Here is a 22,025-nt window from a genome sequence, read left to right on the forward strand (position 1 = left end):
TCTACTGCCATATTGCCTGCAGTTCCTCCAATAGAGCCTTTACTTCCAGCGGTTTCACCAGATATCCGGTCATTCCGGCTTCATAGGCCTGGGACTTGTCCTCGTCAAACGCATTTGCCGTCATCGCCAGGATCGGTGTCTCTCCCCCTGTCTTCTTTTCCAGACTCCGGATCCTTCTTGTGGCTTCCAGACCGTCCATGACAGGCATGCGGATATCCATCAGGACCGCGGAGTAATACCCTTTGGAAGCTTTTGCATACATATCCACAGCTTCGGCCCCGTTTTCTGCCGTATCTGTCCCAATCCCATGCATCTCCAGAAGGGACTGGGCGATCTCCCGGTTCAGGTCATTGTCCTCCACCAGGAGCACCCGGCGGTCCGCAAAGTCCTGCTTCTCCATCTCGGCTTCCCTGCCGGCCCCGCAGGCGGTTCCCAGCTTTGAAAACGTATCAAAGATAGTGGAGCGGAAAAGAGGTTTAGAGATAAAGAAATCAGCCCCTGCCTGTCTGGCCTCCTCCTCAATACTGCTCCAGTCATACGCTGATATGATGATGATCATGGTTTCCGTCCCGGTCAGCGCCCGGATGCGGCGGGTTGTCTCCACTCCGTCCATATCCGGCATCCGCCAGTCTATCATAGCCACATCTATGATCCTTCCCTCCGAGACAGCAGTCCGCACCTGCTCCACCGCCTCACGGCCGGATGTCACCCATATGGAATGGGCGCCTATCTCCTCCAATATGGCTGATGTCTGTTCACATACAAGTTCATCGTCATCCACCACCAGGACTTCCACATCCTTCATAAGCTCCCTTGTCTTCCGTCTGCACTCTTCCTCCTCGTCGTCCTCCATCAGGCCCAGCGGGATGGAAACCGTAAATCTGCTTCCCATATCCTTTTTACTCTCCACCCGGATCTTTCCGCCCATAAGCTGGACCAGATTATAGACAATGGAAAGTCCAAGACCGCTACCCACATTGTTCCTTGCACTCTCCACGCTTTCCTGTTCAAAAGGCTGGAAAATGCGATCCTGAAATTCCTCGGACATGCCAATCCCGTTATCCTCAACTGTAAGTCGCACATAGGCATATCCATTGGTGCGTTTTTCCTCCTGGGTATTTACCACGATCTTTCCCCCGGCAGGTGTGAATTTCAGGGCATTTGACAGTAAATTCATGAGGATCTGCTTTATCCTCAGGGCATCGCCCACATAATAATGTTCCATAGGCTCCGTCTGACGGGCTTCAAATTCAATCATAGCCTCCAAAGCCTGGGGATAGATGATGGAAGATATCTCCTCATACAGCTCGGCAAAATTAAATTTTCTGCTGTTGATCTCCATTTTTCCGGTCTCTATTCTGGACATGTCCAAAATATCGTTGATCAGGGAAAGCAGATATCTGGATGAGGCGTCTATTTTCCTGAAGCAGTCCTGCACCCTGGGTGTGTCCTCTAATTTCATCTGTCCGATGGTGCTCATTCCGATAATGGCATTCATGGGAGTCCTGATATCGTGGCTCATCCTGGAGAGGAAATCAGACTTGGCACTATTGGCCGCTTTTGCCGCCGCCAGAGCATCCCGCAGAAGCTGTTCCTGCCTGGCCAGTTCCGCCCTCTGGCTGTCCAGCACTTTTACCAGCTCGATGGCCAGCATGTCTGCTCCCACAGGATTGTCCACATAGATAAGCTGTATGGAGATCCAGTGGTATTTCCCGTCATAGCCTTTTTCCTGCAGCTCCATGTAAAGTTCCCGCTCACCGTTTTTAAATCTTTTCTTCATCTGTTCCCTGGAAACAAATCTTTCAAAATCCTCCCTGTAAGAAGGGTAGACGTCAGGCAGCGCCCTGCTCTGCATTTCATCGTAATTCCCGCGCCTCTCGTACGGAGATTTCTGCTCTTCAATAAAGCAGTTGTACGTGTTTTTCGTAAGATTGATGCTCATGATCAGGGGATACGCCGTACAGGTAGCTGCGCGCAGACACTGGTTTTCAATCCTCTGCTCCTGTTCCTGCGCAGCCTGCAGAAGATGCATCTGTGTCACATCCGTAAAGATAGCCTGCACCACATCTGCGCCGTCCGCGTTGACCAGACGTTCCATGATCACACTGATCCACATGGGGGCTCCATCCTTTTTCCTGCTCTGCCTTGTGTATGTGATGGTGCCGCTCCCCACATGCAGGCCCCGGATTTTTGCCTCGATCTGATCCCGCTCATGTTCCAGGACCATTATGAGAGGGTTCTGTATTTCGTCCCGAAACGTATTTTCTGAGGAAAACCCATAGAATTCCCAGACACTCCGGTTAAAATTCACAATGCGGTATGGGAATTTCGGCTCAAACTGAAGGATCCCGCAGGGTATGGAATCGTAGAGCTGGGTCAGAAAACGTGTCTGCCGGGCAGCTTCTCTTCCCGCCAGTTCTGCCTGCTGTTCCCGTTCCTTTTTCTCAGATATATCCGCAATGAAACAGTAGATCACTTCCTCCCCATCCTGGTCAATAACCTTTTTCCCCATATCCGATGCCCAGAACCAGGTGCCGTCCTTTCTGAGAACCCGGTACTCCACATAGTAGAGATCCCCCTCCCTCAGACTTTCTTCCGCCTGCACCTGCATCGCTGCATAATCCTCCGGAACTATAAAACCCCGGCAGCAGTTCCCGGTATATTCAACGTACTCCTCCGCACCTATATAGCCAAGAAGATGACTCAGGGTTTCACTGATCCATTTCGTAGAATACCGGTCATCTCTGCGGCAGATCATCATTCCGCCGGGAAGCTGGGACAGCATCAGTTCTATCTGCCTGTCTCTGTTGGCCAGGCTTTCCTCCAGTTTTTTGTATGCATCTTTTCCGGCCTGCACCGGAAAAAGTTCACCTTCCTGGATATCGGAAAAATCTACGGAATTATGGATATGAACCGTCTTCAGCGCATCCCCTGTCAGTCGGAAGATAAAAGTGATCCTCTGGTGTGTCTTAAAATACAGTCCGGTCTCCTCCCTGGGCTGGATCCAGCTGTCCCCCTCACACAAAAAACAGTCTCCCGAAAGCGCCCTGGTCACGTACTTCTCCCCATACATATGGCAGGGTGCCAAATCCTCCCTGCCCTCCAAAAAACAAGCCGCCACTGCCTCCTTCCCCTCTGCCTGCTGCTGAGGTCCTGCCCCCAGCCAGACGATATCCTCATCAAATGTAGATATGAGAAATTCCACGTCGGATTCACAAAAATATCTTCTCAGTATCAGGGAAGCAAACCCTTCCACTCTCTGCAGCATCTCTTTACACATATTATAATCTCCTTACAGAATCGGCACTTTGACTTGTCCCAATATCCCTATTGTTACTATTGTATCATTTAATTCTGCAGGATACCATAGAAAATCCGGCCCCGTTCGCCGATTTTACGGAAAACGAAGCCGGATCCCCGGTGCACAGACCTCTGCCCCCGCACCCTATTTCTCGTATAAAAACTTCTCCGGCAGATTCACATGAAAATCTACCGCCAAATCCCTGAAATTCTGCGCTGTGATGGTCTGCAGCTTATCCGGTCTCATGGACAGCATTTTCACAAGGATCTCCGCTGACTTTTCCACGGTATGCATCAGCCCAAACGTCAGATCGAAATCTTCCCCTGAACAGAACATGCCATGGTGCGCCCAAATTGCCACATCATACTTCTTCATCAGCTCACTGGTGGCAACCGCGATCTTACTTCCCCCCGGCACCATCCAGCCCACAACGCCCACACCATCCGGGAATACCACAGGACACTCTGTTGCCATTTCCCACAGCTCCCTTGTAAACACTTCATCCTTTAAGGGCAGGACAAAGGTGAGTGCAATGATATTGGTGGTATGCGCATGATATATCACCCGGTGCTTACCGCCTGTTGCCTGCATTTTCACCTCATGGTTCATCAGATGGGAGGGCAGCTCGCTGGTAGGTCTTCCGCCGTTTACCAGCCCCCAGCAGATGCGGTAGTTCTCCCCCTTGTGATCCAGTTCTATGATGGCAATAGAGTCTTCCGGGTCGCTCATGACATTGCGGAAGTATTTCCCGCTTCCTGTCACCAGAAAATACTCCCCGGCAAGGGCCGGTACCGCTGTGCCGATCTCCTTCCACGCGCCGTCTGCTGACAGATCTTCTCTGACAAGTTCCACCTCTTCTTTCTTTATACGGTAGGTCAGATTTCCGCCGTTTCTCTCGTGCCATCCCTGTTGCCAGCCGTCATCTGCCATTCTCATAAAACCCTGTACAAATTTTGCTTCCAAAACTCTCATTTTTTCTGTTCCTTTCTATCATCCCTTACGGATATCCATGTCTTCTGCAGCGTACCACGCGCTTTTTGCTATGCGCGTTTACTCAGCACCTCTTTTTCGTACTGCTGTACCTCTTTAAACCAGTCCTCTTTTTGGGGGACTTTGCACTGTTCACAGAAATAATTCCACACATCTCCAAACGGAAACAGCTTCAGCTCCTCCTGAAGCATCATAAGTTCTGTAAATTCACTGTTATTCTGCAGTTCTTTCAGTTTATCATTTGGCTGGAGAAGTGCAAACAGAAAAGCTTTCTGCATATTGCGCATTCCCACCACCCAGGCACTGATCCGGTTAATGCTGGCATCAAAGAAATCCAGTCCTAAGAATACCCGGTCAATGGCATCATTTCTCACAATTTCCTTTGCGATCTCTTTTGTCTCATCATCAAACAACACTACATGGTCGGAATCCCAGCGCACCGGTCTTGTCACGTGCAGAGCCAGTTTCTCATTAAATAAGAGCATAGCCGGGATCTTATCGGAAACCACCTCTGTGGGATGATAATGTCCATTGTCCATCAGACTCAAAATACCGTTATTGGCAGCATAATTAATACAGAATTCGCTGGACCCCACCGTGTAGGACTCCATGCCAATGCCAAACACCTTGGATTCCAGGCAGACATATACTTTTGACTTGTCATAGTCAATGGATAATATCTGATCCAGGGAGTCCTTGAACCTGGCCCTTGGCGCAAGACGGTCAGCCGGCACATCCTTATAGCCGTCGGGAATCCAGATATTCATCACACAGGGCTGTCCCAGCTCCTCTGCAAAATACTGGGAGATGCGGATGCAGGCCTGTCCATGGCGAATCCAGAACTGGCGGATCTCCTCATCCGGGCTTGAAAGTGTAAAGGTCTCTGCCTTCTCATGAGAGAAAAATGTGGGATTGAAATCAATTCCCATCCCCCTCTCTTTCGCAAACTCTGCCCATTTCCTGAAATGCACAGGCTCCAGGGCATCTCTGTCCGCAAACTGTCCCTCCTCAAAAATGGCGTAGTTTGCATGGAGATTCAGTTTATGCTTACCCGGGATCAGGCTTAGGGCTTTGTCAATGTCATCCATAAGCTCCTCCGGTGTCCCGGCTTTTCCCGGATAGTTGCCTGTTGTCTGGATCCCTCCGGATAATGGTCCCTCGTGGTCAAATCCCTGTACATCATCCCCCTGCCAGCAGTGCATGGAAATGTGGATGTCCTTCAGTGTTTCCACTGCTTTGTCTGTGTCAACCCCTATACTTTTGTAGATTTCCTTTGCGGATTCATATCTCTGCGCTGTAGTCATATTCTTTTCCTCCTGACTTTACATTTAATCCTTTTGCATCTCTTATTTACGGTTCGTATATTTTAATCTCAAATGAGTCATAGACGCACTGCCTGGCTGCCTCTAAGTCTGCCAGCACACCCTTTGCCATGAGCTGCACCATCAGGTTGCCGATGGCCGTGGCCTCTGTGGGACCTGCCAGGACTGTTTTTCCGGTACTGGCGGCTGTGAGCTGATTGAGATACGCTGCGTTTGCGCCGCCTCCCACCACGTGGAGATTTTTATACCGTACCCCTGTCATCGTCTCAATCTCCCGCACCGTTTTGCCGTAGCAGTCCGCAAGACTTCTATATATAACGCCTGCAAGCTGTGCCGGGGCTTCGGGCACCTGCTGCCCTGTCTCTTTACAGTATCCCTGCACTGCCTCTGTCATAGACTCCGGGGCCAGAAAACGGCTGTCATTACAGTCCACCAGGGAGGGGATCCTCTCCTGGGATGCCATTTCACATAGCTCCGCAAAAGAATACGCATCCTGCAGTTCTTTCTTGAGAGACTGTATCATCCACAGCCCCATAATATTTTTCAGATAACGGAACCGGTGATCATAGCCGCCCTCATTGGTAAAATTCAGCCTGCGGCTCTCCTCCGTACAGTCTGCCTCTTTTCGTTCCACTCCCATCAAAGACCAGGTCCCTGAGCTTATGTACAGGGCGTTTTCCTCGTTGGAAGGCACAGCCAAGACCGCGGAGCCTGTGTCATGGGTGGCAGGCAGAATGACCTGGCAGTCAAAGCCCACTTCCCTCCGGATTTCTTCCGTGAACGTCCCCAGCACGGTACCCGGTTTTTTAATAGGCTGAAAAATATGTTTCGGATACCCCAGCATTTCAATCAGTTCAAAATCCCAGTCCTTTGTTTTTGGACTTACAAGCTGAGTTGTGGTGGCATTGGTATACTCTGACGCCCTTTTACCGGTGAGCAAAAACTGAAAATAGTCCGGTACCATCAGCATGGCCTCTGCCTTTTCCAAATGATCGGGATGTTTTTCTTTTACAGCCATAAGCTGGTAAATGGTGTTAAATATCTGTTTCTGGATCCCGGTCCTTCCATACAGCTCTTTCTCGGGAATAACCCGGCGGACAAGCCTGTCCATCCCCTCTGTTCTTTTATCCCTGTATCCCACCGTGTTTCCAAGGACCTGATCGTTCCCGTCCAGAAGCACAAAATCCACAGCCCAGGTGTCAATCCCCATACTCACAGGTATCTTCCCGGCCTTTCCACACTTTTTAAGACCAATCTTGATCTCCTCAAACAGCTGTTCCAGGTCCCAGCAGGCTTCCCCGTCTTTTACGGTCAGTCCGTTATAGAAACGGTGCATCTCCTCCATCACCATGCGGCCCTGCTCCATATGTCCCAGAATGTGACGGCCGCTGGACGCGCCGATGTCCACCGCCAGATAATATTCTGTCATGATTTCCGACCTCCTTATATTCTCATCTTATCGGAAAAGAGGACAAAGAAAAAGTACACCGTTTGCATAATTTTATAACCTTATTTGCAGTCTGCCGATTGCATTATTTTCTCTGCCGTATTACTATAAATATAGCTGTTCAGTACCTTCACAGTTACCGAAAAACATAGAACTGCTCTCTATGGGCAGACAGCAGAAAAAAAACGGAGGAAACCATGAACCAGGAATTGTTAAGAGAATTGAAAAAAATTACGGCGGAGGAACAGGCCCTGCTGAACGGGCAGAAGCAGATCAATCCCTCCATTTACAATCTGGAACATTCCATGACCATTGACAACAAAAAACTTCTGGAGCACGGAAAACTCCTGCAGATCCGTCCTCACACCCGGTTCGTACATTTCCCAAAACACAACCACAATTACGTGGAAATGATCTATATGTGCTCAGGCAGCACCCGTCATATCATTAACGGCGCAGAAGTTCTGCTTGGCACCGGGGAGCTTCTCTTTTTAAGCCAGACTGCCACCCAGGAAATCTATCCTGCAGGGTACGATGATATCGCCGTCAATTTCATCATACTGCCTGAGTTTTTCGGGCAGCCCTTAGATATGATAGGCACAGAGGACAATATGCTGCGCACCTTCATCATTGAATGTCTGAAGACCGGCAGCCAGAATGTAAATTACCTTCATTTTAAAGTGGCAGACATTCTGCCCATCCAGAATCTGGTGGAAAATCTCATCTGGACTCTGCACAACAAACAGCCAAACAAACGCAGCTCCAATCAGGTCACCATGGGACTCCTCTTTCTGCAGCTCATGAATTACATCGACAAGGCTGAGATCGGCCAGGAAAACTATGAACAGGAACTGCTGCTCACGGTCTTCCGATACATAGAGGAACATTACAGTGACGGGGAACTGTCAGAGCTTGCAGGGGAACTGGGTTATGACCTTTATTGGCTGAGCCGTGTCATCAAGCGGCACACAGGGAAAAATTACAAGGACCTGCTGCAGGATAAAAGGCTGAATCAGGCTGCCTACCTGCTTCAAAATACTTCCCTGTCCGTAACAGATATCGGACTGAACGTGGGATATCATAATTTCAGTTATTTCTATAAGATATTCAAAGCCCGCTTCGGAATGTCCCCCCGCTGCTACCGCCTGACCAGAGAACCGGAATCCCGCTGACCTTACGGCAGCACTATCAAAAAAGGTGCATCCCCCGGCGTCCATTCATCCAACGCCGGTGCGGATGCACCTTTTTATCCTTCTCTCTTATAAAGAGCTTTCATCTTATCCTTTGCTCTGCTGAGTCCTTCCATCAGAAGGGGGCTGAAACAGCCGCATTCCCCATTCCGTATCATCTCATAGGCCGTGTCATGAGGATATGCCTTTTTGTATACACGGTCACTGACCAGGGCATCATAGACATCCGCCACAGACACGACCTGCGCCTGTATGGAGATCTCATCACCCTTCAGTCCGTCCGGATACCCGCGTCCGTCCCATCGCTCATGGTGATGACGGCAGATATCATACGCATATTTGTATACAGGGTTCTCACGGAACCGCGGTACACTGTCCAGAAGCTCACATCCCCGTACGGTGTGTGTCTTCATAATCTCAAATTCTTCAGCAGTAAGCCTGCCCGGCTTGTTGAGAATACCGTCAGGAATGGCAATCTTGCCAACGTCATGCATGACTGCCGCGTCTGCTATCATAGGCAGATCATTCTCCTCGATCCTGCAGGAGGGGTCCAGATCTTTGATGACATGCAAAAGGATCATGGTCAGATCCCGGATTCTGGTAACATGCTCCCCGGATTCGCAGTCTCTGAACTCAATGGCAGTGGAGAGGGTCTCAATGATGGAACTGTTCAGTTCCCTGATCTCCTGTGCCTGTTCCCTGAGCAGAGCTTCCTGTTCATTCACAATGTTGTTAAGCCGTATCACATTGCCGATACGCCGACGGATAAAGAAAGGAATGATAGGCTTTCCGATAATATCCACAACACCCAGTTCATATCCTCTCTTCAGAACCTCCTGAGAGTTCTCAGCTGTGATCAAAAAGACAGGGATCTTATGCGTAAGGTCCAGTTTCTGCATTTCTTCCAACACTTCAAACCCGTCCATAACCGGCATAACTACGTCAAGCAGTATGGCTGCAAGCCTGTCCTGCTGCTCCATGATAAACTCCATGGCCTGCTTTCCGTTCTCAGCTTCTAAAATTCTGTAATCTTCCGAAAAAGTAGCGTCCAGAATCGCACGATTCATTTCCACATCATCTACAATCAGAATTGTCTGTCTGCTGTTCATAAACGCCCCAATGCCTCCTCCCGAAAAATCCCAGAAGAACTCCCATGTCTATTCTCCATCGTGCATATATCCTTTCATACACTTTTTCCTTGGTAAATCCTTCACTTCTATCAGTTTAACTTCTCTTGCTAAAAACTGTCAAGCACTATCTCCAATATTACAAATTTTGTAACCGCACAAGTTACTGTACACAGGCCACTGTCCTTAACCGTAGGACTATCTGTACTCCCCAAGGAAAAACAGAGCTACCGTGCCCGGGCCGGCATGTGCGCCTATGGTGGCGCCTATGGGGTTCATCATCACATTGGTAATGCCAAATTTTTCCTCCACAAGCTTTGCCACGTACGCTGCATCTTCCTCACAGTCACCATGGCTGATCAGGACGATCTCATTTTTACCCCTGTAATCTCCAATCCGGTCCTCCATCATGGAAACCAGGGTTGCCAGTGATTTTTTACGTCCTCTGACCTTTCCCACAGGTATCAGTTTCCCTTCGTTATCCACATGGAGCATTGGTTTGATATTGGCCAGAGTCCCCAGTACCGCTGTGGCTTTTGAGACACGTCCGCCCCGGTAGAGATGGTTTAAATCATCTACGGTGAAGACATGGCAGGTGTGAAGGATGTTCTCCTTTACCCACTGTGCCACTTCCTCCATGGACCTGCCTTCCGCTTTCATCTTTGCGGCATACCATACAAGCAGGCCTTCCCCCATGGATGCAGCCAGGGTGTCAATCACCTCTATCTTTCTGTCAGGGTAAGATTCCCTTAACTCTTCTGCGGCAACGCGGCAGCTGTTATAGGTTCCGCTTAAGCCGGATGAAAATGCCAGATACAGAACATCTTTGCCCTCTTTGAGTACAGACTCAAAGATCTCCTCCGCTGCTGTGGGATTTACCTGTGATGTGGTGGGCATGGAGCCCGCTCTCATACGCCTGTAAAACTCTTTATCTTCTATAACATGCTCTTTGTCGTAGATTTCTCCGTCCATGTTACAGGACAGACAGAGATAATCCACCTGATGTTCCTTAAACCATGACAAGGGCATATCCACTGTATTATCCGTCATAATTACATATTCACTCATACGCTGTCTCCCTCACTTTCCCATTTTTAACAGTTTACCACGGATTGACCGTCTCTTCAACTACATTCCCTTTACCACTTCTATGGCCTTCTGAAGCTGATTGTCCTGGGATTTCTCTATTGTCACCTGCTGGCGGAGGCTGTCATCCAGCTCCACTTCCACATCCGGCTCGATTCCCGTACCGTGGATGTTGCGGCCATTCGGTGTATAATACTTGGCAATGGTGAGCTTTACTGCGCTTCCGTCTGTGAGGGGAATGGGCATCTGTACGATCCCTTTTCCGTAAGTGGTGGTGCCTACCAGTTTTCCGATTCCATAATCCTGTACTGCACCGGAAAAAATTTCCGCCGCACTGGCACTGTTGTCATTGACAAGCACTGTCAGCGGAATCTGCAGTTCATTTTCCCCGTCACAGGTGTATTCCTTTCTGTTCCCATTCTTATCTTCGGTATAAACGATCAGTCCTTTTGGCAGAATCTGCTCCAGGATATCACACACGGAGATGAGCAGACCGCCCGGATTATCACGCAGGTCCACGATCAGGCGCTCCATCCCCTGGCTCTGCAGATCCTGGAATGCGGATTCATACTGGGCAGCCGTCACCTCCGCAAATTCATAGATCTGGATATATCCGATATGGTCCTCCAGCATCTCATGCTCCACCATGGGCACTTCCACGTGTTCCAAAGGAATATCCAGGCTCACATAGTCACTCTCTCCTTCTCTGGCGATCTCCAGACGGACGGTCTCACCCTCTGAACCTTTGATCAATTTAACGATCTCTGACAATTCCTTATCTGTGGTCGTCTCCCCATTTACGGTGTAGATCACATCCCCCGGCAGAAGCCCTGCCTTGGCTCCTGGTGCTCCTTCGTAACATCTGGTGATGGTGACGATACCTGTTCTCGCCTCCTGCTGCAGCACCACGCCCACACCCAGATATTCACCTTCTGTGCTCTCGTTGAGCTTGGCGTACTCCTCAGAGGTGTAATATCCGGAATAAGGGTCACCCAGTCCTGCCACCAGTCCTTTATACAGATAGGATTCCAGTTCTTCCTCGTCAATGTCCTCCAGATAATACTCATCTATGATGTCCTCGATCACTTTTGCCTTCTTCACTGTAGAACCATTCAAGACACCTTGCTGGTCCTGAAACCACAGAAACCCCAGCACTCCGCCGCCTATGAGGGCTGTACAGAGAACACCCAGCAGAAAACCTTTGATATATTTCTTTCTGTCCACGCTTTCAGTTCCTTTCCGTAACTATTCAGTAGGTCTGCGCATTCACTGCGCTGGCCGTAAGAAAGTGTACCACGGCCAAGCAAAAATCCCATCGCCAAAGGCGATCTTGCATGGATTTTTGCCTGCAACTGTGAGGGTACTGAACAGTTACTCCTTTCCTTATAAAATTGTCTTTGTCAAAACAAAAAGAAGACACTGCCAAACAGATCCTCCCGCTAACGCGGGAGGAAACATACATTCAGCAGCATCTCTTCTGTACTTTATAACTTATACCCTTAAATGTTTCCTTACGGAAATCATACTACCAATGAAACCAATGCCGATACCAAGTCCCACACCTACCGGCAGCAGGATCTGGAACACATGGGATACATCCAAAAACTGAAGGAATCCTGACAGTAAATGGAATTTTGTCATTACAAACTCTATGACTCTGTTATAGAGCACATAGAGAATTCCCATAGGGATCGCTGCCCCTACAACACCCAGCAGAATACCCTCGATCACGAAAGGTGCTCTTACAAAGAAGTCGGTCGCTCCGATCAGTTTCATGATCCCGATTTCTTCCTGGCGTACAGAAATACCCATGGTGATGGTATTACTGATCAGGAAGAAGGCAACTGCCAGCAGGATAAATACAATTCCCAGAGACACATAACCGATCAGCTTATTAAATGTGGAGAGGGTCTTCTCGGCTGACTGTGACTGGCTGACACTGCGCACACCGTCAAGGGATTCAATATACTCTACAAGCTGGCTCTGCTCCTCAACATTTTTCAGATATACCTGATAGTTTGCTGAGTTGGCAAGAGGATTATCCTGGTTTCTGAATCCTTCTGCCAGTGCCTCGTCGCCGCCCAGATAGTCATCGCGGAACTCTTCCCATGCCTGGTCAGCAGAGATGTATTTTACTTCCGCAACCTCATCACGGGCCTGGATCTTCTTTCCGATATCATCAATCTGTTCCTGTTTTGTTCCCTCATCAAAATATACAACAACTGCTACGCCTTCCTCCGCTGTGTGGACGATATATCTGAAGTTCATTACCAGTGCAAGAAACAGTCCAAACAGGAATATACATGCGGACATGGTGGCGATAGAAGCAAGGGAGAATCTTAAATTTCTCCAGATGTTCTTCACACCCTGTTTTAATATGTATGCTATTGTACTAATTCTCATACTGATATCCACCTTCTTGTTCGTCGCTTACAATGACGCCTTTCTTCATGGTAATCACCCGCTTCTTGAATGCGTTTACGATTTCCCTGTTGTGTGTAACGACAAGAACGGTTGTACCGCGCTCGTTGATCTCTTCCAGCAGCTTCATGATCTCAAAAGAGTTCTTAGGGTCCAGATTACCGGTTGGCTCATCCGCAAGCAGGATGCTTGGCCGGTTCACCAGTGCCCTTGCCAGGGCAACCCTCTGCTGTTCACCGCCGGACAGCTGGTCCGGACGGGATTTGTATTTTTCAGCCAGGCCCACTAAGGTGAGCACCTCAGGCACGCGCTTTTTAATGACACGTGTGGGGCGCTCAATGACCCGCTGCGCAAATGCTACATTTTCATAGACATTCCTGTCACGAAGCAGACGGAAATCCTGGAACACAACACCGACTCCCCTGCGGTATTTTGCCACTTTTCTCCGTCTTAACTTATCCAGGCGCTGTCCGTTTACCGTGATGGACCCGCTTGTGGGATCCAGTTCCTTCAAAAGCAGCTTTATCAGAGTGGATTTACCCGAACCGCTGTTGCCCACGATAAAAACAAATTCACCCTTCTCTACGTGAAGCGACACATTGTTAAGAGCCGGCTGGCCCTTACTGTATGCTTTACTCACGCCCTTTAAATCAATCATAAATATCCTCCTGTGTTCCTGACACCCGCTTCCCCGGATATCAGTAATCAAGTGTCTCCATATACTTCATATATTTTACCACCATCAGGGCTATCTTAAATGTTATGGCATCTTCAAACACACGCAGGTCAAGGCCGGTACTCTTCTGGAGCTTATCCAGACGGTATACCAGAGTATTCCTGTGTATGTACAGCTGTCTTGATGTCTCTGAGACATTCAGGCTGTTTTCAAAGAATTTGTTGATGGTGGTCAGTGTTTCCTCATCAAAGTCATCCGGTGATTTTCCATCGAAAATTTCACGGATAAACATTTTACAAAGAGGAATCGGCAGCTGGTAGATCAAACGGCCGATGCCTAGGGAACTATAAGCGATCACTTCTCTGTCTCCAAAGAAAATCTTACCAACGTCCAGAGCCATGCGGGCTTCCTTGTAGGAGCGTGATACTTCCTTTAACTCCTTCACAATGGTACCGTAGGCAATGTGGGTCCTGCCGTCCTTCTCGATACCGAGAGTGGTCAGGATCATATTAGCGATCTTGTCCACCTGCGGATAATTATCCGTAGCAGTCAGCTCTTTCACAATGATAATACTCTTCTCATCTACAGCAGTGACAAAATCCCCGGTTTTGCCGCCCAATAGATTTTTAATATTTTCCAGGGAGCCGTAATCCTTATCCTGGTTTGTTTCCAGAATAAATACAACTCTGCGCACATCCACTTCGATATGCAGCTTTTTCGCGCGGTTATGGATATCCACCAAAAGCAGATTGTCCAAAAGCAGGTTCTTGATAAAGTTATCCTTATTGAACCGCTCTTTGTATGCGGTCAGCAGTCCCTGGATCTGGAAAACCACAAGCTTTCCAAGTGTATAGACATCGTCTCCGGCGCTATTGATAACCAGCACATACTCAAGCTGATGGTCATCGTAGATTTTAAAGAACTGATATCCTTTAATCACTTGACTGTCTGCCTGGGAATTTGCAAAAGCTAGGACTTCCTCCTGTGCACAAACATTCTCAGAAAAAGTAGATGCCATCACTTTCCCTTCCATGTCCGTGATGTAGAAGTCTGTTCTGGATATGCTTTTCAGCCCGTCCAGAGTGTTTTGTAGTACCTGGTTTGATATCATTCTCTTTCCTTCTTTCATTATATAGTGTTCTTCTCTGTTTCCATCCCATAAAAACAAAAAACCCTACACTATATACTAATACAGAATCGAAAAAAAATAAAGAGAAAATGTTAAATATTACATCTTTTTTTCAAAATGTAACATTTTGTTCACATTTTCCCTTTTCTTTTCACAACTCTGTTTACGCCCAAATCCCCCTGTGGAAGCGGCTTCTGGAAGGATTCCTTACATCTCCTCCCCGCTGTGGAATCCTTCCCCGATCACCTCACGGGCATCGGTCACGATAACAAAGGCTTTGGGGTCTGTCTTGGTCACCAGCTCTTTTAAGCGCACGATCTGCTTCTTACCGACCACGCAGAAGAGCATGGTTTTCTCCTCACCGGAATACATGCCTCTGGCAGATATGCCGGTCAGGCCCCTCTCCAGTTCCTCCATCAGGCTATTTGCCATCTCTGTGTGCAGGTCAGTGATGATAAATGCGATCTTGGCAAATTTCATACCTTCCAGGAAGCCGTCAGTCACTTTCGTGGTGACAAAAATAGCGATCACCGCGTAGAGTGCCCTCTGCAGCCCAAAGATAAACACGCCCAGTATGACGATAGCCCCATCCACCACCTGGAGGATCTGTGCAATGGAATAATGGCGCATCTTGTGCTGTATCAGCGCGGATACCATATCGGTTCCGCCTGTGGTACCCTGTCCCAGGAAAATAAAACCGATCCCCACGCCCATGATCACACCCCCGAACAAGGCTGCCAGCAGCATATCATCGGGTATGATGGGAAGTTCCGGTATCAGAAAAAGCCAGAGGGACAGAGCCAGGGCGCCGAAAATAGACTTTTTTGTAAATCCCCATCCCTTGATGCTCACCCCAAGGAAAAACAGGGGGACATTCAGTACCGCATTGGTGAGCCACAGGGGGATCCCGCCGGGCATCAGATTCTCAGTCAAAGATTTTATAATGATGGCTAAACCGGAAAAGCCCCCGGTCACCATCTGCATATGGTCGTAAATAGAAGTGATTGAGACGGCCATCACAGCCGTCCCAATCAGTATATACACATATGCCCGCCAATTTCCTTTTTTCTCAGCAAGCATGTTACTCTTCTCCTTTTCCCGAGTCCTCATTCTCCTCATTATACTGTGAGACCAGCTTTTTAAATGTACTCTTTTCCAAAAGTTTTCCCAGCCAGCCCTTTTTTAATCCGACTTCTTTCTGGATTTCCTGACGCTCCCCGAGACAGAACAGGATCTTTGTGTTCATCATCTTCCTGTTATCTGCCACAAAACGTTCGATCCCCATGTTTCTGGAACAAGTCAGGACCGCCTGGGGACTGAAAGAGTTGATCTCATTGATAATCCTGTCTACCTGGTCCGCATGAGCCTCCTCCAGACTGTCTTTTCCCAGTATCACAATATCAGGATACTTATCCTTCACATAATGATAGAATGTCTCCGTATCCTCCTCGGTCTCTCCGAGTAAAAAGACCTGGTTCTTATAATGGGACAAAAACCAGAACAGTGTGGAAAAGAAGCCATGCTTGGCAGCCTCCTCCTCAAGCCTTTGGTCCTCAACCCCTGCCGCTTTTAAAACCTCCGGCTCATCCACCACAGCCTTGTCCAGGATCCCAATATATTCTTTCAGCTTCTCATCCTCCTGGGCAGCCATGAGCAGCTTCATATTGATAACACCATAAGTGGAAAGCGTCTCGTTAAACCAGTTCTCATTGACGTATTCCATCACGTCCTCCACATAACATTTCTCCACGGAAATGCCCAGTACCTCTATTCTTTCATGCATAATATTTCTCCAGTAATCTTATTACAGTACCTTGTACAGCACCTCACACGCGCTTTATCTACCTACTATAGCAGACAGGCAGAGATTTTTCAAGCCGCACATCCAGGGATTCTTCCCTTCCCTTTTCCTACACTTTGTATTTTCAGCCAAAACCGGTCATTCCATGCGTTTCCAGAAAAGAAAATACGATTTCGTAGTATTCTTTTGGTGCCTTGTCGGGTGCCTGTGCATGGCCCGCGCCCTCCACGATCAGGATTTCTTTTTCACAGTCCGCCGCATCGTACAGTTCATAAGCCATCTCCACAGGTACAAATGCATCCTCCTCCCCATGAATGATCAAAAGGGGAATGGTGCTTTTTTTCACAGCTTCCAGGGCAGAGGCCTCTTTCAGACTATAGCCACCGCGCATCTGCAGCATGAGGCTGGCACCGTCCACCAGGGGAAATCCGGGGATATGGAACCAGTCCTTTAACTGCTTTTTAAAAATACTGTAAGCATCCGTATACGCACTGTCGGATACTGCCGCGATCACATGTTCCGAAAGCTCCTCCCCGGCCATCATCAGCGCGCAGGCACCTCCCATAGACTGTCCGTGTATGACTATCTGTGCACGCTCATCCATATCCAGGATCATCTCAAGCCACAGCTGATTATCCAGTCTGTCGGTCCATCCCATACCGATGAAATCGCCTTGGCTCTCACCGCTGCACCGCATATCCGGCACCAGGACCTGATATCCTCTTTTGGCATACTCATAGGCAATGGGGTACATCTCCTCTTTCCATCCGGTATAACCGTGGAGCAGCAGGACCCAGTTATGGCTCTCACCTTCCTGGTAAAACGCCCTGCTGATCAGACGGTATCCGTCTTGCGTTGTCACAGACAGCTCCTGGCTGTCAGATGTCTGCGCCCACTGGTTTGCTTTCTCCAGACTGGACATCCTGTTCTGTTCAATGTCATCTGTCTGGACAAGGGCTTCGTAACTGTCCTTGGTTATATCTTCAAAAGCCTGGGTCTGTTCCATCTTCTCCGGAACCAATGCCAGATCCACCACGATATTCGCTGCAAACACCAACAGCACAAGCAGTATGACCAACACAACAGCCCGTCTTTTTATCCATTTTTTCTTCCGCATATTTTTACTGTCACCTTGTAGTATTTTGTCATATTTTATACATTATACCTGTTTTTTTTCTGCTGCGCAATAACCATTGCGCTTCACAGGGCAGCCCGCGGACAATAAGCAATAATGGGCAGATAAAAGCTTTTTTAAACATTTACACTGTTCCTTTACTTTGTTATTATAATACTATACGAAAAACAAGGGGGATCTTATATGCCTCAGTCAGAAATATTGAAAAAGATCATGGACAACATGGAATCTGCCATTGTGGGGAAACGCAGGGTCATAGAACTGGCACTGGTCACCCTACTTTCCGACGGCCACCTTCTTCTGGAGGATGTACCCGGAGTGGGAAAGACAACCTTGGGAAAAGCGCTTGCCCAGTCTATTCAGTGCAGTTTTGCCAGAATCCAGTTTACCCCTGATACCCTGCCGGGGGACGTGACCGGCATGTCCATGTACCAGATGCAGACCGGGGAATTCCGTTATGTTCCCGGTGTTGTAATGAATGACATCCTGCTGGCCGACGAAATCAACCGCACCTCCCCCAAGACCCAGGCAAGTCTTCTGGAGGCCATGGAGGAACAGCAGGTCACAGTGGACGGCACCACATATGCACTGCCTGAGCTTTTCATGGTGATCGCCACACAGAATCCTGTGGAACAGCTTGGCACCTACCGTCTGCCGGAGGCACAGCTTGACCGGTTTATGATGAAGATCTCCATGGGATATCCTGAGACCCCTGCAGACGAGGCGGATATTGTGCGGCGCATGGTAAACGGAGAACCCCTGAAAAAGCTCGGCCCGGTCAGTACCAGGGAGGAACTTATAAGTATCAAAGAGGAGATCAAAACAGTCACCGTACACCATGATGTGATGGCTTACGCGGTAGAAATTGCCAGAAATACCAGAAAAAGCAGATATTTATCCCTGGGTGCAAGCCCCAGAGCCGCCATTGCCCTGGTGCGGGCTGCCAAAAGCCGTGCCTATCTGGAGGGGCGCATGTATACCACGCCTGAAGATATTGCGGCTCTGGCGCCTCCGGTGCTCCTGCATAGGCTGATCCTGTCTTCCGAGGCCAGGCTGGAGGGAAAAAAGGAAAAGGAGATGCTGCAGGAAGCCATGCGCGCAGCTCATGTACCTGTCCTGTGAAAAAAGCCGCCTATCTGCTTTTTCTCATAGGCAGCACCGTGCTGGTCAGCTTTCAGGGCAAGGCAGTTTCCTATCTGCTCTTCTACTTTGCCCTGCTGCTGCCGCTGCTGGCCCTGCTTTACTCTGCCTATGTGTATTACCGTTTTAAGATCGTCCAGGATGTATCACACCTTGTGGTAAAAGGAGAGAAAGTACCCTACCGCCTTATTCTCGGCAATGAGGACTTTCTGCCATTTACCGATATTACCCTGCACTTTTATACGGATATGGTCAGAATGCAGCATGACAGCTCAGAACAAAAAATGGACCATCTCTGTCTTCTCCCCCATACGCAGAAACAGATGGATACGAAAATGTACTGTAAATACAGAGGCACCTATCCCGTTGGTGTGAAAAGTGTCACCGTCACGGATTTTCTGGGTCTTTTTACCATCACTTATCCTATGATGTCCCAGGTCCGCCTGACCGCTAAACCACGCATTCTTCCTCTGGAGCGCCTGAATCTAGCACTGCAGAAAAAGGACCCGAAAAACACGCTGTTCCCCACCACGCGTCTGCAGAACCTGCCCGACTATGAAGTACGCCGCTATCAAAGCGGGGACTCCAAAAAATACATACACTGGAAAAATTCTGCCAGGACCGGAGAACTTCTTGTCCGAAAACAGATGCCGGAGGAGTTGTTTGAAACGATCGTTATACTGGACTTATATCCAATCCAAGGGGATACGGAAAAACGGCTGCAGACAGAGGACAATATACTGGAAGCTGCCCTCTCCTTTCTGCAGGACTGTTATCTGAAAAAGATCCCGGTCCGGGTGGTCTATATGGATTCGGAGCTCAGGGAATTACTCATAGATGTCCGCTCCGGTTTCGACGCCTTTTATGAAAAATGCGCAGATATGGCCTTTGAGTCCCCGCTTCCCCTTGAACAAGTGTGGAGCCGGTATGCCGCCCGCCTGGCAGGTACCGGGGCATACATTCTCATCACCGCCTCCCTGACACCGGCTCTTACAGAGGCTGCCCGGGAGAGCCGCCTGCTTGGAAACGAAGTGCTGTGTATTAATGCAGGAGAGTTGCGTTTATGAAAAGATACCGTGAATTGATTGGAAGATATCATGAAAGTCTCCATGGAGCCTGTCTCTGTACAGGCTTTCTTTTGCTGGCTGATTCTTTCTGGGATCTGAACTGGCCTTCACTGCTTTTGACTGTGTGTGCCGTACTTTTCTGTTTTCTTCTCCACTATGCGGTTCAGAAAGAGGCTGTCATTCCTGCCGGTCTTCTTCTGGTCATCCTGCATTTTGGGGTTCTGCTCTTTTTCCATTTCACCCACAGGGACCCGCAGTTTTTCCTGCCCTTCCTGGCAATGGAAACCGCCTGCATCGCCGCGTCCGTTTACTGTTATTTTGCAGTCCGCCGCCTGTATTTGGCCCTGCCTCTCCTTGCGTCAGAACTGGCCTGCCTTATTTATTACGGGGTCGAAGGAATTCCTTTGTCAAAGTGGACTATCTGCCTGGTATTTTTCTGCTGTATGTTGTTTCTGGCGGAAGCTGCAGGCCGGAAAAAGGGAGTGGGAAAACAGGATGTGTTTTTCCTTGCCCCGCTTTTTCTGGCATCTCTTCTTCTGCTCAGCCTGCTCCCTGTAAAGGATACCCCCATCCGCTGGGAGAGAATCCGCAATGCGGCGGACGCAGTACAGGAAAAAGCCGCTGCCCTGATCGTAAGCCTGGATTATCTCTTCTCCGGCACCTCAGGTACTTATTCCCTGGCCCATACCGGATACAGTTCTAAGGGAAACCTTGGCGGCAGTCTGGTCCAATCCAATAAAGCCCAGATCTCCGTTGCCGGGGACCGGACCAAATCGCCCCTGTACCTGAAGGGAACGGTCTACGACACTTACACGGGAACCTCCTGGGAACAAGGCCCCCTCTCCCCCAAAAACGGCACGAGAGAATACCGGGAACAATACAGGCAGATAAACGAAGCACTGACCACTTCCGGGCTGACAGATGAGGAGATCCGCTCTCTGACCCATCTGTGTACAGTGGAAATAAAATTCGAGGGACTGAAAACAAAAAGCCTGTTCCACGCGCCGAATACCTGGCGGTTTCATCTGCCGGACGCGCTGGAACCGGACACTTTTGGGGGCACCATTCTTCTTCCCAAAGCCAAAGGGGTTGGATTTACCTATGAAGTGCAGTTTCTGGAAATCAATTATGAAAGTGACGATTTCCGAAAACTACTGACAGAGGCCCCGGCCTCTCACAGCGATAGATCCTGTACTGCCCTTCCCGAAGACCTTCCTTTACGGGTTTACGATCTGGCCAAAGAGATCACCCGCGGCTGCGGGACCCCCTACGAAGAGCTGGAAGCCATCCGCACATACCTGAGCAGCTATCAATATACCACCACTGTGGACTCTCCTGAGGAGGGCAGGGATTTTGCAGATGTCTTTCTCTTTGACACAAAGACCGGCTACTGTACTTCCTTTGCCACAGCCATGGCCATACTTGGGCGCTGCCGCAGCATTCCCACCCGATACGTGGAGGGATTTGCCACAGACCGTACCTGTGACACGGAAAACACCCAGATACATCTTGGGGGGTCCAGTGCCCATGCCTGGGCCGAAGCTTATCTGGAGCCAATAGGCTGGGTGCCTTTTGACCCCACCCCCGGATATTCTTCGGACACGGCTTCCGGCTGGGAGGAACATGCCCCCGAGGACGCTTCTTCCCCTTCATCTCCAGGCACGCCCGGCAGTATGGATGGTTCCCCTGCACAGAACAGAGAAGAGGACACCCCTGCGGATGAGCCCCGGACAGCAGCAGGCCTATACAAAGGATTTCTGCGCACACTTTTAAAGCTCCTTCCCATTTTTATCCTTCTGGCTGCTGCCTGTGTTCTTGGGACTGCTGTTCTCCTGTTCCGGAAATTCATGCGGCACAGAGCCTATGCCTCTATGGATGACTACCAAAAGATACTTTTCCTCATGGATAAACTCTTCCGGCTTGGAAAACTGTCGAACCTGCCATTCCAGGAGGGAGAAACCCTTCTGGAATATGAAGAAAAGGCCGCCGGTGCCCTTGATGCGCCCGATGCAGCCTTGACTGATCTGTTCCGGATCTTCCGCCAAATCCGCTATGGAGGACAGAAGGCTTCACCGGAAACCGTCTTATATATGGAAGCCTATATCCGCTCCCTGGAAAAGCAGTATAAAAACAACTGCTCCCGCACAGGCCGGATGCTGTACCGCCTGCGGTAGGTACGGCATCCATCCGCTC

At 49.3% G+C, this 22,025-nt stretch carries 17 protein-coding genes; 4 read left to right on the plus strand and 13 right to left on the minus strand.

Annotation, left to right across the window (positions count from 1 at the left end; genetic code table 11):
- Position 1: 1 nt before the first annotated feature.
- From CI595_RS04970 to rhaB, 4 genes are all read right to left on the minus strand, one after another.
- Positions 2–3,280 (minus strand): hybrid sensor histidine kinase/response regulator, encoded by a 3,279-nt coding sequence (locus CI595_RS04970; RefSeq protein ID WP_095172165.1) that lies wholly within the window; start codon positions 3,278–3,280, stop codon positions 2–4.
- Between the two features lie 165 nt (positions 3,281–3,445).
- Entirely contained in the window at positions 3,446–4,273 is an 828-nt protein-coding gene (rhaD, locus tag CI595_RS04975; protein ID WP_095172166.1) for a rhamnulose-1-phosphate aldolase, read from the minus strand.
- A 68-nt stretch (positions 4,274–4,341) separates the two neighbouring features.
- Positions 4,342–5,595, minus strand: coding sequence for an L-rhamnose isomerase (locus CI595_RS04980; RefSeq protein ID WP_095172167.1), 1,254 nt, complete (start codon positions 5,593–5,595; stop codon positions 4,342–4,344).
- A gap of 46 nt (positions 5,596–5,641) precedes the next feature.
- On the minus strand, positions 5,642–7,042 hold the full coding sequence (gene rhaB, locus CI595_RS04985; RefSeq protein WP_095172168.1) for a rhamnulokinase: 1,401 nt from the start codon (positions 7,040–7,042) through the stop codon (positions 5,642–5,644).
- Positions 7,043–7,257: 215 nt separating this feature from the next.
- Between rhaB and CI595_RS04990 the strand changes: the two genes are divergently transcribed.
- Positions 7,258–8,232, plus strand: a complete 975-nt coding sequence (locus tag CI595_RS04990) for an AraC family transcriptional regulator (RefSeq protein ID WP_095172169.1) — start codon at positions 7,258–7,260, stop codon at positions 8,230–8,232.
- Between the two features lie 74 nt (positions 8,233–8,306).
- Here the strand turns inward: CI595_RS04990 and CI595_RS04995 are convergent, their stop codons facing one another.
- The 9 genes from CI595_RS04995 to CI595_RS05035 form a co-directional block, all read right to left on the minus strand.
- The gene (locus CI595_RS04995) at positions 8,307–9,359 is read right to left on the minus strand and encodes an HD-GYP domain-containing protein (protein WP_095172170.1); all 1,053 of its coding nucleotides are present in this window, start codon (positions 9,357–9,359) and stop codon (positions 8,307–8,309) included.
- A gap of 216 nt (positions 9,360–9,575) precedes the next feature.
- Positions 9,576–10,445 (minus strand): DegV family protein, encoded by an 870-nt coding sequence (locus CI595_RS05000; RefSeq protein ID WP_095172171.1) that lies wholly within the window; start codon positions 10,443–10,445, stop codon positions 9,576–9,578.
- A gap of 60 nt (positions 10,446–10,505) precedes the next feature.
- Positions 10,506–11,687: a S41 family peptidase gene (locus tag CI595_RS05005; RefSeq protein WP_095172172.1), complete on the minus strand. Its 1,182-nt coding sequence runs from the start codon at positions 11,685–11,687 to the stop codon at positions 10,506–10,508.
- Positions 11,688–11,954: 267 nt separating this feature from the next.
- Positions 11,955–12,866 carry a permease-like cell division protein FtsX gene (ftsX, locus tag CI595_RS05010; RefSeq protein WP_095172173.1) on the minus strand — a complete coding sequence of 304 codons (912 nt, stop codon included), beginning with the start codon at positions 12,864–12,866 and terminating at the stop codon, positions 11,955–11,957.
- Positions 12,856–13,542 (minus strand): cell division ATP-binding protein FtsE, encoded by a 687-nt coding sequence (gene ftsE / locus CI595_RS05015; RefSeq protein ID WP_018595098.1) that lies wholly within the window; start codon positions 13,540–13,542, stop codon positions 12,856–12,858. Before ftsE ends, ftsX begins: the two co-directional genes overlap by 11 nt.
- Positions 13,543–13,582: 40 nt before the next feature.
- Positions 13,583–14,671, minus strand: coding sequence for a PucR family transcriptional regulator (locus CI595_RS05020; protein WP_065544814.1), 1,089 nt, complete (start codon positions 14,669–14,671; stop codon positions 13,583–13,585).
- 225 nt (positions 14,672–14,896) lie between these two features.
- The gene (locus tag CI595_RS05025) at positions 14,897–15,769 is read right to left on the minus strand and encodes a YitT family protein (protein WP_095172174.1); all 873 of its coding nucleotides are present in this window, start codon (positions 15,767–15,769) and stop codon (positions 14,897–14,899) included.
- A gap of 1 nt (position 15,770) precedes the next feature.
- Positions 15,771–16,472 carry a WecB/TagA/CpsF family glycosyltransferase gene (locus tag CI595_RS05030; RefSeq protein WP_095172175.1) on the minus strand — a complete coding sequence of 234 codons (702 nt, stop codon included), beginning with the start codon at positions 16,470–16,472 and terminating at the stop codon, positions 15,771–15,773.
- Between the two features lie 142 nt (positions 16,473–16,614).
- A complete protein-coding gene (locus tag CI595_RS05035) occupies positions 16,615–17,607 on the minus strand; it encodes an alpha/beta hydrolase (RefSeq protein ID WP_095172176.1) in 993 nt (330 codons plus the stop codon).
- Between the two features lie 201 nt (positions 17,608–17,808).
- Between CI595_RS05035 and CI595_RS05040 the strand changes: the two genes are divergently transcribed.
- From CI595_RS05040 to CI595_RS05050, 3 genes are read left to right on the plus strand one after another with little or no spacing between them, the layout of a single operon-like run.
- Entirely contained in the window at positions 17,809–18,747 is a 939-nt protein-coding gene (locus CI595_RS05040) for an AAA family ATPase (protein ID WP_095172177.1), read from the plus strand.
- Positions 18,744–19,832 carry a DUF58 domain-containing protein gene (locus CI595_RS05045; RefSeq protein WP_095172178.1) on the plus strand — a complete coding sequence of 363 codons (1,089 nt, stop codon included), beginning with the start codon at positions 18,744–18,746 and terminating at the stop codon, positions 19,830–19,832. The genes CI595_RS05040 and CI595_RS05045 overlap by 4 nt, the downstream gene beginning before the upstream one ends.
- Positions 19,829–22,006 carry a transglutaminase TgpA family protein gene (locus CI595_RS05050; protein ID WP_095172179.1) on the plus strand — a complete coding sequence of 726 codons (2,178 nt, stop codon included), beginning with the start codon at positions 19,829–19,831 and terminating at the stop codon, positions 22,004–22,006. The genes CI595_RS05045 and CI595_RS05050 overlap by 4 nt, the downstream gene beginning before the upstream one ends.
- Positions 22,007–22,025: the final 19 nt, after the last annotated feature.

It is taken from the genome of Blautia hominis (assembly GCA_002270465.1).
In the GTDB taxonomy this organism is placed as follows: domain Bacteria; phylum Bacillota; class Clostridia; order Lachnospirales; family Lachnospiraceae; genus Blautia; species Blautia hominis.